We start from the raw sequence: 12,528 nt of genomic DNA, 5'->3' as shown, positions 1-12,528 counted from the left end.
GTTTAGTCCTCTTTCTTCGCAGCCGGCTTCTTGGCGGCTGGCTTCTTCGCTGGTGCCTTCTTGGCAGCGGCGGGTTTCGATTCGGTTTTCGCAGCGGCCTTTTTCGCCGGTGCCTTTTCGGCCGGAGCCTTGTCAGCGGGAGCTGCCTTGGCTTTTGCGGCCGGCTTTTCTTCAGCCGGAGCGGCTTCCTTCTTCGGAGCAGCCTTCTTCGGCGCCTTTTCGGAACCGATCGCGCTGATCTTCAGCACGGTGTGCTGCTGGCGATGGCCGTTCTTGCGGCGATAATTATGCCGGCGGCGCTTCTTGAAGATGATAACCTTCTCGCCTTTTTCCTGTCCGAGTATTTCAGCCGAGACGGTCAGGCCCTTGACGTCCTTGATGTCGTCGCCGTCGCCGGCCAGCAGAACGTCGTCCAGGGTAATCGAATCACCAGCTTCACCGGCTAGTTTTTCGACTGCGATAATATCTCCTGCGGCAACCCGATATTGTTTGCCGCCGGTGCGCACAATTGCGAACATGGCTATGTTTCCGTTTCAAATTTATGGTTCCAGCGCACAAGACCGTTAACGCGAGTCCTTCGGCTCACGCTGGAAAGAGTGGGCAGCTAACCGATGAGGCTGGCGCTGTCAACCAGCTTAAGGCAATTTCTGGCCAGGCAGGCCGGTCAGGCAATGCTCCGCCTAGCCGGTGGAGATTCGCCGTTGCAGAGCGGATAAGCCTCTCGTAAGGACAGGACAATGAAAAAACTCTCCGCTTCGGTGATGATCATCACGGCCATGCTGTCCGGTTGCGCGATGCAGGAGGGGGACTTTCCGTCGCTGCAGAAGCGTCCCTATGAGACGGACCAGCCGATCGAAGAGCCGGCCGTGGCCGCACCGGTGCTCGCACCGCTGCCGACTGCGACCCAGCTCAAGCTCGACGCGGCGGTCGCACAAAGCCGCGCGGCGCATGACCTGTTTCTCGAACGGTTGCCGGGCGTCCGCAGCCGGGTCGATGCCGCACGGGGGTCCGCCGAGTCGAGCGAATCATGGGTTGTCGCGCAGATGGAGCTGGCCGCGCTCGAGATTGAGCGCAGCCCGTCGGTCGAGGCCCTCGCCGATATTGACCGCCTTTACCTGCAGCAGCTCGAGTCCGAATTGGACGCTCCGAGCGAGGGCAGCGCGGCGATCATGGCGCAGCAGCGCCAGGTCGAGCAGCAAGTGGCCGACCAGCAGGCCGCGATTGACGGTCTCAAGGGCAGGCTCCGCTAACGCCCGCTGCGCGGGAAAGTTAACCTATGTTTATATCCGCAGGCGCCGCTTTCGTTAGAGGCACGGCCCAATCTAACTATCGCGGGTCAAATTTGTGCAGAGAAACAGTGGAATTGGCGGTTGGGAACGCCGCCGTTCGGGAGATCGGTCGGTTGTGCATTGCCCCGTCAAGATCAAGCCGCGCGACCGAAGCTTCTTCGAAAGCGCGATGCGGGATCTTTCGACCACCGGCTTCCAGGTGAAATGTCCGGCCGAGCTGGATGTCGGCACCGCCATTTTCGTGATGATTCCCGGACTCGAAATGCTGCCGGCCCATGTCCAGTGGAAATCCGGCTTTACCTACGGCTGCAAGTTCGACCGCTCCCTATATCCCGCCGTTCTGGAGCATATCGTCAAGCAGGCCCGGTAAACGGCGCCGGCTACTGGCCCGCCGCCTCGAGCGCCGCCTTGTGCGCCTTGGCATTCTCGACATAATGGGCAACGCCCAGCCGCATGCCGGCGATCGCCTGTTCCGGCAGGTCGCGCATGAACTTGGCGGGGGAACCCGCCCACAGCTGGCCGGTCGGGATGCGCTTGTTCGGCGTCAGGATGGCACCGGCTGCAAGCATCGCATCGCCCTCAATCACGCATCCGTCCATCACCGTCGTGCTCAGGCCGACAAAGGCCCGGTCCTCGAGCGTCGCGCCGTGCAGCATCACCATATGGCCGACCAGCACGTCATCGCCGATGATCGTGGGATTGCCGTTGGGCGTGGCGGGCGTGGCGCTGTCGCAATGGATGGTGGTGCCGTCCTGGATATTGCTGCGCGCGCCGATGCGGATGAAATTCACGTCGGCCCGGATCACGCAATTGTACCAGACGCTCGATTCGGGGCCGATCTCGACATCGCCGATGATCTTGCAACCCGGCGCGATGAAGGCGCTGGGGTGGATTTTCGGGCTTTTGCCGTTGAACGGCAGGATAAGGGGGTCGGTCATGGTCTTGCATTCCAGTCTTCAGCAGTGATTTTGTAGACAATGGTCGGGTTCAGGTCTTCGCCATAATTGGCATCGTGAAAGTCGAGTTCCGGACAATGGACCATACCCAGCCGCTTCATCAAGCCCCAGCTGGGTTCGTTGCCGGCAACGGTCAATGCGACCACGAAGGGCGCGTTCCAGCGGGCAAAGGCGGCCTCCATGCAGGCGCTGGCGGCTTCCCGGGCATAGCCCTTGCCCCAGGCATCCTCGCGCAGGCGCCAGCCGATCTCGTGCGCGCCGGTCAGCTTGGGCTGCGGCGCATTGAGCCGCTTCAGCCCGCAGAATCCCAGTATTTCGCCGTCGGACTTGCGCTCGACGATCCAGAAGGTGTGGCCGAAATCGCGGTCATATCCCTCGAGTCGCAGAATCGCGGCGTCGAATTTTTCCTGGTTCTGGACGCCGCCCAGCCAGCGCATCACGTTGCGGGTGTTGAGATGCTCCATGAACGGCTCGACATCGCTTTTGCGCCACTTGCGCAGCAGCAGCCGGTCGGTTTCCAGCACGATATCCGGGGAATTCTCAGCCATGCATCAGGCGCGCCGCATCGGCGGCAAAATAGGTCAGGATACCGCTGCAGCCGGCGCGCTTGAACGCGATCAGCTTCTCCATCATCAGCGCGTCATGGTCGCCGATGCCGGCGGCGGCCCCGACCTTGACCAGCGCATATTCGCCGGACACCTGATAGGCGAAGACCGGTACGCTGAACTGCGACTTGGCGCGGTAGATGATGTCGAGATAGGCGAGGCCCGGCTTGACCATGATGCTGTCCGCGCCCTCGGCGATGTCGAGGGCGATCTCGCGGAGCGCCTCGTCGCCGTTGGCGGGATCCATCTGGTAGGTCTTCTTGTCGCCCTTCAGCAGGCCGCCCGACCCGACCGCGTCGCGGAACGGGCCGTAGAAGGCACTGGCATATTTGGCTGCATAGGCCATGATCTGGACATTATGGTGGTTGGCGAGTTCCAGCACGTCGCGGATCGCGCCGACCCGGCCGTCCATCATGTCGGACGGGGCGATGATGTCGGCGCCGGCATTGGCCTGGTTCAGCGCCTGCTTGACCAGCATGTCGAGCGTCCGGTCATTCTCGACATAGCCGCGGTCGTCGATCAGCCCGTCCTGGCCGTGGCTGGTGTAGGGATCGAGCGCGACATCGGTCAGGATGCCGATATCGTCGCCCAGCGCGTCCTTGACCGCCCGGGTCGCGCGGCACATCAGATTGTCGGGGTTGAGCGCTTCCTTGCCGTCATCGCTGCGCTTGTCGGCCTGCGTGTTGGGAAACAGGGCAATGCACGGGATGCCGAGATCGCGGGCTTCCCGCGCCCGCTCGACGATGCCGTCGACCGACCAGCGCGACACGCCGGGCAGCGACGGAACCGGATCCTCGACGCCTTCACCCTCGGTGATGAACAGGGGCCAGATCAGGTCCGCCGGGGACAGGCGGTGTTCCCGGACCATCTCGCGGCTCCAGCCATGGGTGCGCGTGCGGCGCAATCTTGTGTGCGGATAGGCGGCTTGCTGTGTCATGGGCAGGGCTTAGCCGACCGGACGGCGGCGCTCAACTCTTCTGTGAGCCCGTCGCGTGCCTAGCTTTTCAGCGGCTTGTTCAGGCGGTTGATCTCGCGCTCCGGTTCGACCTCGGCCGAGGCGCTTTTCAGCGCGGTGAGAGCGGCGCCCGGTTCGACGCGCTGCAACTTCTGCAGCTCGCCCTTGAAGCGACGCAATTCCTGTCCGCCGAGCTGGGCGCGTTCGACAAATTTGACCGACTGCGGATTGATCGTGCGGCCGCCGCGATAGAGTTCATAGTGGAGATGCGGCCCGGTCGACAGGCCGGTCGAGCCGATATAGCCGATGATCTGGCCGCGGCGGACGCGGGTGCCGTTGCTGACCGCGATCCGGCTCATGTGGCCATAGCCGGAGGCGAGGCCGCCGCCATGCTGCAGCTTGACGTAATTGCCGAAGCCGCCCTTGCGCCCCGCGTGGATCACCGTGCCGTCGGTCACCGCGTAGATCGGGGCGCCATAGCCGCCGCCGAAATCGAGCCCGCTGTGCATCCGCTTGTAGCGCAGGATCGGATGGCGCCGCATGCCGAAGGTGGAGGTGATCCGGCCGTTGGTCGGCCGCGCCAGCTCGCCGTTCGACTGGCCGACGCCCGAGGCCTCGAACCAGTTGGTGCGGCCGCCGCTCTGCCATTTCAGCATCTGCGCGGCGGGCTTGCCGTCACGTTCGAGACCGGCGTAGATCAGTTCGCCGACCTCCACCTCGCCGGTTTCGGCGCGGCGATAGGACAGAATGATGTCAAATTCGTCGGTGCTGCGGATGTCGCGCGACACCGACATTTTCGAGCCGATGACCTGCAGATATTTCTGCACCGCGTCCGACGGCGCGCCGGCGGAGCGGGCAGAGCGGTACAGGCTCGATCCGACCAAGCCCTTGATCCGCAGCGGCGTGTCGTCGACCAGGATCGGCTTGCGATTGAGCTTCAGCCGGCCGCCGTCGCGCACGATTTCGAGATTGAGGTCGAAGCGCGCCCGGAACGCCAGCTGGTCGAGCGGCCGCGCCTGGTTCTTCGCCGGACGGCGACCCAGGACGACGTCGATCTTGGTGCCCGGGCGGATATCGCCGAGCGAGACGGCGCCGCCGACCAGATCATTGACCTCGACGGCTTCATTGCTGGCAACCCCGGCGCGCTGCAGCACCCGGCGCAGGCTGTCGCCGCGGCCGAGCGTGGCGACCAGTTCGATGGACGGGCGTTCGGGGCTTTCCGCCAGCGGCCGCACCGCGTCGGTGGCGGCCATGCGAATGCCGGTGTCGGAGCCATAGGCCAAAGGTGCAATCATTTGCGAACGGGCCTGATCGGCGCGAAATCCGCTCAGCGGTTCGGCCCGGTGTCCGGCGATCGGGCCAAAATCGGGCAGGCAGCTGATGGCAAAGCCGCACAGCGCCAGCAGGGTGATCAGCCCGCGGAACCAGGCCAGGCTGCCGATGTTGACGCCGAGATCCGGCACCCAGTCGACCTCGGCCAGAAATTCGCGCCAATCGGCCATTTTCTCTTCGAAAAGCGGGGTATCGGGCAGAGCCGACGCGCGGGGATTCGCTGCGATCGCTGCAGCCCCCGAACCGTGCACGTCGATATCATCGATAGTCTTGAACAAACGAACCCCTTGGTGATGCAAGTTTTCAGCTTTGCACCCTTTGTCTATGCAACCTCTGTGCAGGAAGTTGGTTAAAGTCAAATTAAGGCGGCCTGCGGTCTGTCGACATGCGGCAAGCCGTGTAAAATCACGGCTGTGCGGTCGGCCCGGCCGGTTTTTCCGGCAAGGGGGTTGCAACCGGGCGCGCGATCGGCTGTTGTAGCGACAATGTCCCGGCACCTCCCGTCGTCCCTCGTCGCCGTTCTCGGCCCCACCAACACCGGCAAAACCCACCTTGCCATCGAGCGGATGTGTGCCCATTCGAGCGGCATGATCGGCTTTCCGCTGCGCCTGCTGGCGCGCGAGGTCTACGACCGGGTGGTGGCGCTGAAAGGGGCCAACCGGGTGGCGCTGGTCACCGGCGAGGAAAAGATCATCCCGAAGGATGCGCAGTGGTTCCTGTGCACCGCCGAAGCGATGCCGATGGACCGCGAATTTGCCTTTGTCGCGATCGACGAGGCGCAGATCGGCATCGATCCGGAGCGCGGCCATATTTTCACCGACCGGATGCTGCACGCCCGGGGCCGCGACGAAACCATGATCCTCGGCTCGGAAAGCCTGCGGCCGCTGATCGAGGCGCTGCTGCCGGATGCCGACATCATCACCCGGCCGCGCTTTTCGACGCTCAGCTATGCCGGCCCGCGCAAGCTTTCGCGGCTGCCCCGGCGCTCGGCGATCGTCGCCTTTTCGGTCGAGGATGTCTACGCGATCGCCGAAATGCTCCGGCGCCAGCACGGCGGCGCCGCGATCGTCATGGGTTCGCTGTCACCGCAGACCCGCAACGCCCAGGTCAAGATGTACCAGGACGGCGAGGTCGACTATCTGGTCGCCACCGACGCGATCGGCATGGGCCTCAATCTGGACGTGACGCATATCGCCTTCGCGGCGCTGGACAAGTTTGACGGGCGCCGGCGGCGACGGCTGACGCTGTCCGAAATCGGCCAGATCGCCGGCCGCGCCGGGCGGCACCACAAGGATGGCAGTTTTGGCGTGCTGTCCGGGCTGGCCGGTTCCGACGCCCTGCAGCCGGAAGAGATCGAAAATCTGGAATCGCACCGCTTCCCCCGGCTGGAGTGGCTCTACTGGCGCAACGCCGAGCCCGACCATGGATCGGTCGACCGGCTGATCGCGTCTCTGGAGGAAAAACCGCGGGAGCGGCATCTGCAGGCGGCGCCGGAAGCCGTCGACCTCGCGGTGCTGAAGCGGCTGGCGCAGGACCCCGCGCTGGTGCGGCTGGCCGGCTCGCCGGACCAGGTGCGGCTGCTGTGGGAGGCCGTGTGCATTCCCGATTTCCGCAAGGTCGGGGCGGACCATCAGGCGCGGTTCGTGGCGTCGCTCTGGCCCCATCTGGCGAGCGGAAACGGTCGCATCCCCCATGCCCGGATGGCCCAGGAAATCGCCCGGCTGGAAAATGTCCAGGGCGACATCGCCACGCTCGGCGCGCGAATCGCCGCGGCGCGCAGCTGGAGCTATATCGCGCAGAAGACACGCTGGATGGAGCAGCCCGAGGCGATGATCGATCGCACGCGCGCGCTGGAGTCGCGGCTCAGTGATGCGATGCACAGCCTGCTGACGCAGCGCTTTGTCGACAAGCGGACACGGGTGTTGATGCGGGGTCTGCTGAAGGATACACTGGCGCAGGATGTCGTTGTCGGCGATGACGGTCAGGTCATGGTCGAGGGAGAGGAAATTGGAACACTCAGGGGCTTCCAATTTCTCGTCCCATCCGATAGCCGCAGAGAGGATCGCAAGATGCTGCTTGCGGCAGCAGAAAGATATTTGGGACGGATTATGACAGAAAATGCAGATGCGCTCGCCAAGGCACCGGATTCGGTGCTGACGCTGGCCCCCGACGCGGCCGGACAGCCGACCATCTTGTGGGGTGACAGCCGGCTGGCGGTTCTGGCCAGGGGCAAGACGCTGCTGCAGCCGGACATCCGGTTCGAACGGGCGATCAAGGACATGCCGGCCGACGACAGCCAGAAGGTGATCGACCGGGTCAAGGCCTGGGTCGAGGCGATGAAGGCCAAGCATCTGCAGGGTCTGGTGAAGATCGACGCGCTGGCCAACGAGGCCGAAACACCGGCCGCGGTACGCGCGCTGTTCGCGCAGATCGTCGACGCGGGCGGGATTTTGTCGCGGCGCGAGATCGATCAGGCGGTCCGCGCGCTCGACAACGACATGCGCGGCCATGCGCGCCGGGCGGGGCTGGTGTTCGGGGCGCTGGACATTTTCCATCACGCCTTGATGAAGCCGGGCGCGGTGCTGTGGCGGACGGCGCTGTTCGCCGCCCATGACGCGCAGCCGATGATCGCGCAGACGCCGGACAATGCGGTGCACCTCAAGCAGGATCTGTTTGCCGCGCCCGAGCATGCCGCCCGGCTCGGCTTCCGCAAGATCGGCAACGAATATGTCCGGGTCGACATGGTCGAGCGGCTGATCAAGCAGGCGCACGAGGCCCGGCAGCAAGGCGCGGTCTTTGCGGTGGACCCGGCGCTGGCGACCTCGCTGGGCCTGTCGAAAGACTGCCACGAAGCGCTGCTTGACCTGGCGGGCTTCATCAAGACCGACGACAAGCCGGAAGCGGCCCAACCGCCGGCAGCGGGTGATGGCGTCTCGCCGCCGGACGAGACGGACGCAGGCGATGCGGCTGCTGGCGAAAGCGCGGAGCCGGTCGTGCCCGCGCCCGCAGCGCCGCCGGCGCCGGTTGTCGCGGCGGATCCGCCTGTCGCTCCGCTGGACGCGGCAGTCGACGCGGGCGGTGCACCGGAAACTCCTGCTGCAGAACCGCAATATTGGCGCTGGAAGGGAATGGCGCGCAAAAACAGCCGGCCCCCGTTCAAGGCCCGCGACAAGCACCAGAAGGTGAAAAAGGGCGCGCCGACCAAGCGCAAGCCGGAACCGGTGCTGGCAACCGCAGGCGGCGCCTTTGCCGAACTGGCGGCGCTCAGGGACAGCATGAAAAAATAGGATGTCGGCTTGACCAGCAGACCAGCGGATTCGATTCCCGCGGCGCATCCCGCGCTGCGGATCGACAAGTTGCTCTGGTTCCTGCGGTTTGCCCGAAACCGGGTGATGGCCCGCAAGCTCGCCGAACAGGGTCATGTGCGGATGAACGGGCGGCGGATTGAACGGGGCCATGTCAGGGTGCGCGCGGGCGACATTCTGACCATCCCGCAAGGCCAACAGGTGCATGTGGTGCGGATCATCGCGCTGCCGGAGCGGCGCAGCAGCGCCATGCAGGCTCAATCCTGTTACGAGATACTGCAGACTGGCAATTGAATTAGCGCCCAAACCAACTGTTGACGTGCCAGAATTTGCGCAATAGCTAGGATGGCATTTCTGACCTCGATTGGCGGACCGGATTAGGGAGTTCACGACCACATGACTTATGTTGTTACCGAAGCCTGCATCAAATGCAAATATATGGACTGTGTAGAAGTCTGCCCGGTCGACTGCTTCTATGAAGGCGACAACATGCTGGTGATCAACCCCAGCGAATGCATCGACTGCGGCGTCTGCGAACCGGAATGCCCGGCGGAAGCGATCCTGCCCGACACCGAGGACGGCCTGGAAAAATGGCTCGAGGTAAACACCAAATTTTCCGAAGAATGGCCGAACATCACGGTCAGCCGCGAACCGCCGGCAGATGCCGACGAATATAAGGGCATGGAAGGCAAGTTCGAAGCCTTCTTCTCGGAAAAGCCCGGCGAAGGCGACTAGAACCGGACCAGAATGCACGCATCATTGCCGGGGGCGACCGTTCGTTTCCGGGGCTAAATATTTGTGCAACGCAACGATAAATTGCTTTTTTGTGACGAATCTGTTAAGAATGGCGCAGTTGGCGGCTGGACACCGATGGGATCGGGAGGTGTTCGGTCGTTAAACATATGTACGAAAGGGTTTTTTTCGTCACTGACCACGAAAATTGAACGTGAGCAACGTTCTTTCCAATGTACCAAGAAAGGCTTTTTATGGCTGCGAATGTGCTGTCCTTTGATGTGGGCGATTATGTTGTTTATCCGAAACATGGCGTTGGCCGGGTTGTCGAGCTGCAAAATGAAGAAATTGCCGGCATGCAACTCGAACTTTATGTTTTGCGCTTCGAGAAAGAGCGGATGACCTTGCGTGTTCCGACCAACAAGGCAGAAGGCGTCGGCATGCGCAAATTGTCATCGGACAAGACCCTCAAGGAAGCCATGGAAACGCTGAAAGCCAAGCCCAAGGTCAAGCGGTCTATGTGGTCCCGCCGCGCCCAGGAATATGAAGCGAAGATCAATTCCGGCGATCTCGTATCGATCGCCGAAGTGACCCGCGACCTGTTCCGCGCCGACGACCAGCCGGAACAGAGCTATTCCGAACGGCAGATTTTCGAAGCGGCGTCGAGCCGTCTTGCCCGCGAACTCGCGGCGATGGAAGAAACCGACGAACCGACGGCGCTGGCCAAGATTCTCGAGATCCTCAATATTGCAGCACCGCAATATTATGAAAACAAGGATGATTGATCGATAGCCGATCGCACTTGATCGAAATTGACAGGGGGCTGCCGCAGCGATGTGGCAGCCCCTTTTTCATGGCGGGAAGGGGACAGGCGATATTTTCGGTTGATCTCGGCTCCCGACAGGCGTATTAGTTGATTAATACAGCTATGGAGGAATGGATGAAGAGATTAGCGTTTTTGGCACCCCTGTTAATGCTGGCGGCTTGCGAGGGCTCCATAGCCGAAGCGGTCAGCGATGCAGCTTCCAGCAGCGGGAGCAGCTTTTCGGATGGCACGCCGATCGGCACCAGCGCCAGCAATCCCGGCGCATTTGAAGAAGTAACCCTGGCCGGGCCCGACAATATCATCTTCACCACCGGTGCATTCTCGATCCGCGCCGAAGGGGATGCCGATGCGATCACGCAGCTGCGCTACAAGATTTCCGGCGACGCGATCAAGATCGGGCGGGAAAGCAGCAATTTCATTGGCGGCGACAGCGATCGCGCGGCCATCTATGTCAGCGCCCCCTCGCTGAAATCTGCCAAGCTGGCCGGATCGGGCAATCTCGACATTGACGCGATGACGGGCGAGTCCGCCAAACTGAGCATCGCCGGTGCCGGCGACATCCGGGTGGCGCGGGTCAAGACGGCATCGCTCAGTTCGAAAATCGCCGGCTCGGGCAATATTGTCCTAGCGGGCGCAGCGGACTCGATCGATATCTCGATCGCCGGTTCGGGCGATGTCAGCGGCAAGGAGCTGAAGGCGGCGAGCGCCGATATCTCGATCGCCGGCAGCGGCGATGTCGAACTGTCATCCGACGGCTCGGTCAGCGCCAAGGTCATGGGATCGGGTGATGTCCGCATTCACGGCGATGCCAAGTGCAAGTCGCGGGCCATGGGATCGGGCGACATCACCTGCGGCTGAATGCACAAATCCCGTTTCGGAGGGTCTGGCTGAAGAAAATGGTCCTCCCCGCTAGCGGGAAGGATTGTGAGCTGTTGCGATTAGCGTGCCGTTGGCCCTGGATGTGTTGACGACGGACCTACTTCGTCCTTCTCCTGCACGGGAGAAGGGGCAGGGTCTCGTGAGACAATTTCGGATCCTCCTCTTGGGAAGAGGCAATTGGATGCGCTGGCTTCGTTCGCGTCGACGAACAAGGTCGGCGCGGTCGACCGCATCAACGACTTGGCAACATGCTGAAATCGCTTGGCGAACCGCCGCGCCTGTGGCAGATTCTCCGGCGATGCCAAATCTGTGGGAAAAATATGCGGTGCCAAGGCTGATCCGCTTCGCCTGTTCGCAGCCGGCGGTGATGAAGGACCGCAGCGAAATCGTGCCCCGCGCCGAAGGCGAAGTGCTGGAACTGGGCTGCGGCGGCGGCATCAACCTGCAATTCTACGATCGCAGCCGGGTCACCCGCCTGACCGGCCTCGACCCGTCGCCGGAACTGCTCGACTATACCCGCCGGGAAGCGCGCGAACGCGGCTTCGCCATGGAGATTCTTGACGGCATTGGCGAAGCGATGCCCTTTGCCGATGCCAGTTTCGACACGGTGCTGACGACCTTCACCCTGTGCTCGGTACAGGATGGCACGCAGGTGCTGTCGGAGATGCGGCGGGTGCTGAAGCCCGGCGGCAAGATCCTGTTTCTTGAACATGGCCGGGCACCGGATGCCGGTCCCGAAAAATGGCAACAGCGGATGGAACCGCTGTGGAAACATATCGCCGGCGGCTGCCATCTGCATCGGCCGGTCAGCAAGCTGTTCGAAGCCCAGGGTTTCGCCCTGCACGACAATCACGGCCATTATGCACCCAAGACTCCGCGCTGGCTCGGCTGGATGGAATCGGGCGAGGCGCGACCGACATGAGAATGGCCATCGTTATGAAAATATTCCCGGCCCTGCTGGCCACTGCGCTGGTGATGCTGTCGCCCCCGGCCGAAGCGGCGGAGCGCAAGTTTTCGATTTTCGGCTTCGACGATATCCGGATCGGCAACGGCGTCGACGTCGTGCTGACCTCGGGCAAGGGGCCGTCGGCCCGGGCCGAGGGCGCGACGCGCGAATTGCTCGACCGCGTCTCCCTGCAGAAGAATGGCAAGCAGCTGGTGGTATCGGTGCGGCCCAGGTCGCTCGACCGCAAGTCCTATGAAGAGGACGGGCCGGTCACGCTCTATCTCAGCAGCTATGCCATCGAGAATCTGTCGCATCTCGGCTCCGGGCGGGTGACGCTGGACAAATTGTCCGGGCGGACGCCAGCGGTGCGGCTCGGCGGCTTCGGTACGGTCGAGATCGATGCCGTCGATGCCGACCGGCTGACGGTGGCGATGACGGGCGGCGGCCAGATCGTCATGGCCGGCGAAGCGGTGGCTGCCCGGATCGAGCTGCAGGGCGCGAGCATTTTCGCAAGTCCCGCCCTGACCGCGGAAAAGCTGACGCTCGTCCAGCGCGGCCCGGCGAGCACCCATCTCGCGGTCGAGCGGGAAGCCAATATCAGCAATTTCGGGACCGGGCGCATCCAGATTGACGGACGCCCGAATTGTACCGTGCGGACCGACGGCGCCGCCGAAATCATCTGCAACCCGGAAGGCTAGACCCT

Annotated in this window: 14 protein-coding genes; 9 read left to right on the top strand and 5 right to left on the bottom strand. The window is 63.1% G+C overall.

Features of this window, described 5'->3' with window-relative positions:
* Nucleotides 1-2: 2 nt before the first annotated feature.
* Nucleotides 3-518, bottom strand: coding sequence for a 50S ribosomal protein L21 (gene rplU, locus V7650_RS07450; RefSeq protein WP_335655623.1), 516 nt, complete (start codon nucleotides 516-518; stop codon nucleotides 3-5).
* A gap of 219 nt (nucleotides 519-737) precedes the next feature.
* Here rplU and V7650_RS07445 point away from each other — a divergent pair, with 219 nt between their 5' ends.
* The gene (locus V7650_RS07445; RefSeq protein WP_335655622.1) at nucleotides 738-1,250 is read left to right on the top strand and encodes a hypothetical protein; all 513 of its coding nucleotides are present in this window, start codon (nucleotides 738-740) and stop codon (nucleotides 1,248-1,250) included.
* Between the two features lie 94 nt (nucleotides 1,251-1,344).
* Entirely contained in the window at nucleotides 1,345-1,659 is a 315-nt protein-coding gene (locus V7650_RS07440) for a PilZ domain-containing protein (RefSeq protein ID WP_335655621.1), read from the top strand.
* Between the two features lie 10 nt (nucleotides 1,660-1,669).
* On the opposite strand, the gene V7650_RS07435 is transcribed toward V7650_RS07440, so the two are convergent.
* The 4 genes from V7650_RS07435 to V7650_RS07420 are packed head-to-tail and all read right to left on the bottom strand — an operon-like array spanning nucleotide 1,670 to nucleotide 5,415.
* Nucleotides 1,670-2,227: a gamma carbonic anhydrase family protein gene (locus tag V7650_RS07435; protein ID WP_335655620.1), complete on the bottom strand. Its 558-nt coding sequence runs from the start codon at nucleotides 2,225-2,227 to the stop codon at nucleotides 1,670-1,672.
* Nucleotides 2,224-2,793 (bottom strand): GNAT family N-acetyltransferase, encoded by a 570-nt coding sequence (locus tag V7650_RS07430; protein ID WP_335655619.1) that lies wholly within the window; start codon nucleotides 2,791-2,793, stop codon nucleotides 2,224-2,226. The genes V7650_RS07435 and V7650_RS07430 overlap by 4 nt, the downstream gene beginning before the upstream one ends.
* Complete coding sequence (hemB, locus tag V7650_RS07425; protein WP_335655618.1) at nucleotides 2,786-3,787, bottom strand: porphobilinogen synthase; 1,002 nt, start codon at nucleotides 3,785-3,787, stop codon at nucleotides 2,786-2,788. The genes V7650_RS07430 and hemB overlap by 8 nt, the downstream gene beginning before the upstream one ends.
* A 59-nt stretch (nucleotides 3,788-3,846) precedes the next feature.
* Complete coding sequence (locus V7650_RS07420; RefSeq protein WP_335655617.1) at nucleotides 3,847-5,415, bottom strand: M23 family metallopeptidase; 1,569 nt, start codon at nucleotides 5,413-5,415, stop codon at nucleotides 3,847-3,849.
* A gap of 207 nt (nucleotides 5,416-5,622) precedes the next feature.
* Here V7650_RS07420 and V7650_RS07415 point away from each other — a divergent pair, with 207 nt between their 5' ends.
* From V7650_RS07415 to V7650_RS07385, 7 genes are all read left to right on the top strand, one after another.
* A complete protein-coding gene (locus V7650_RS07415; RefSeq protein WP_335655616.1) occupies nucleotides 5,623-8,424 on the top strand; it encodes a helicase-related protein in 2,802 nt (933 codons plus the stop codon).
* Between the two features lie 9 nt (nucleotides 8,425-8,433).
* Entirely contained in the window at nucleotides 8,434-8,736 is a 303-nt protein-coding gene (locus V7650_RS07410) for an RNA-binding S4 domain-containing protein (RefSeq protein WP_335655615.1), read from the top strand.
* A 102-nt stretch (nucleotides 8,737-8,838) separates the two neighbouring features.
* Nucleotides 8,839-9,177, top strand: coding sequence for a ferredoxin FdxA (gene fdxA / locus V7650_RS07405; RefSeq protein WP_335655614.1), 339 nt, complete (start codon nucleotides 8,839-8,841; stop codon nucleotides 9,175-9,177).
* A 251-nt stretch (nucleotides 9,178-9,428) separates the two neighbouring features.
* On the top strand, nucleotides 9,429-9,959 hold the full coding sequence (locus V7650_RS07400) for a CarD family transcriptional regulator (RefSeq protein ID WP_335655613.1): 531 nt from the start codon (nucleotides 9,429-9,431) through the stop codon (nucleotides 9,957-9,959).
* A gap of 155 nt (nucleotides 9,960-10,114) precedes the next feature.
* Nucleotides 10,115-10,858, top strand: a complete 744-nt coding sequence (locus V7650_RS07395) for a head GIN domain-containing protein (protein ID WP_335655612.1) — start codon at nucleotides 10,115-10,117, stop codon at nucleotides 10,856-10,858.
* 319 nt (nucleotides 10,859-11,177) lie between these two features.
* Complete coding sequence (locus V7650_RS07390; protein WP_335655611.1) at nucleotides 11,178-11,801, top strand: class I SAM-dependent methyltransferase; 624 nt, start codon at nucleotides 11,178-11,180, stop codon at nucleotides 11,799-11,801.
* Nucleotides 11,798-12,523 (top strand): GIN domain-containing protein, encoded by a 726-nt coding sequence (locus V7650_RS07385; RefSeq protein WP_335655610.1) that lies wholly within the window; start codon nucleotides 11,798-11,800, stop codon nucleotides 12,521-12,523. Before V7650_RS07390 ends, V7650_RS07385 begins: the two co-directional genes overlap by 4 nt.
* Nucleotides 12,524-12,528: the final 5 nt, after the last annotated feature.

Source organism: Parasphingorhabdus sp. (assembly GCF_036964565.1).
Taxonomy (GTDB): Bacteria; Pseudomonadota; Alphaproteobacteria; order Sphingomonadales; family Sphingomonadaceae; genus Parasphingorhabdus.
The sequence above is the reverse complement of the archived record's forward strand: the minus strand, read 5'-3'. Positions and strand labels throughout refer to the sequence as shown.

Bases quoted from the DNA above. Each gene is read 5' to 3' on its own strand.
- rplU (WP_335655623.1), bottom strand. From the start codon at position 518: ATGTTCGCAATTGTGCGCACCGGCGGCAAACAATATCGGGTTGCCGCA.
- V7650_RS07430 (WP_335655619.1), bottom strand. From the start codon at position 2,793: ATGGCTGAGAATTCCCCGGATATCGTGCTGGAAACCGACCGGCTGCTG.
- V7650_RS07445 (WP_335655622.1), top strand. From the start codon at position 738: ATGAAAAAACTCTCCGCTTCGGTGATGATCATCACGGCCATGCTGTCC.
- V7650_RS07400 (WP_335655613.1), top strand. From the start codon at position 9,429: ATGGCTGCGAATGTGCTGTCCTTTGATGTGGGCGATTATGTTGTTTAT.
- V7650_RS07385 (WP_335655610.1), top strand. From the start codon at position 11,798: ATGAGAATGGCCATCGTTATGAAAATATTCCCGGCCCTGCTGGCCACT.
- V7650_RS07395 (WP_335655612.1), top strand. From the start codon at position 10,115: ATGAAGAGATTAGCGTTTTTGGCACCCCTGTTAATGCTGGCGGCTTGC.
- hemB (WP_335655618.1), bottom strand. From the start codon at position 3,787: ATGACACAGCAAGCCGCCTATCCGCACACAAGATTGCGCCGCACGCGC.
- V7650_RS07415 (WP_335655616.1), top strand. From the start codon at position 5,623: ATGTCCCGGCACCTCCCGTCGTCCCTCGTCGCCGTTCTCGGCCCCACC.
- V7650_RS07435 (WP_335655620.1), bottom strand. From the start codon at position 2,227: ATGACCGACCCCCTTATCCTGCCGTTCAACGGCAAAAGCCCGAAAATC.
- fdxA (WP_335655614.1), top strand. From the start codon at position 8,839: ATGACTTATGTTGTTACCGAAGCCTGCATCAAATGCAAATATATGGAC.
- V7650_RS07390 (WP_335655611.1), top strand. From the start codon at position 11,178: ATGCCAAATCTGTGGGAAAAATATGCGGTGCCAAGGCTGATCCGCTTC.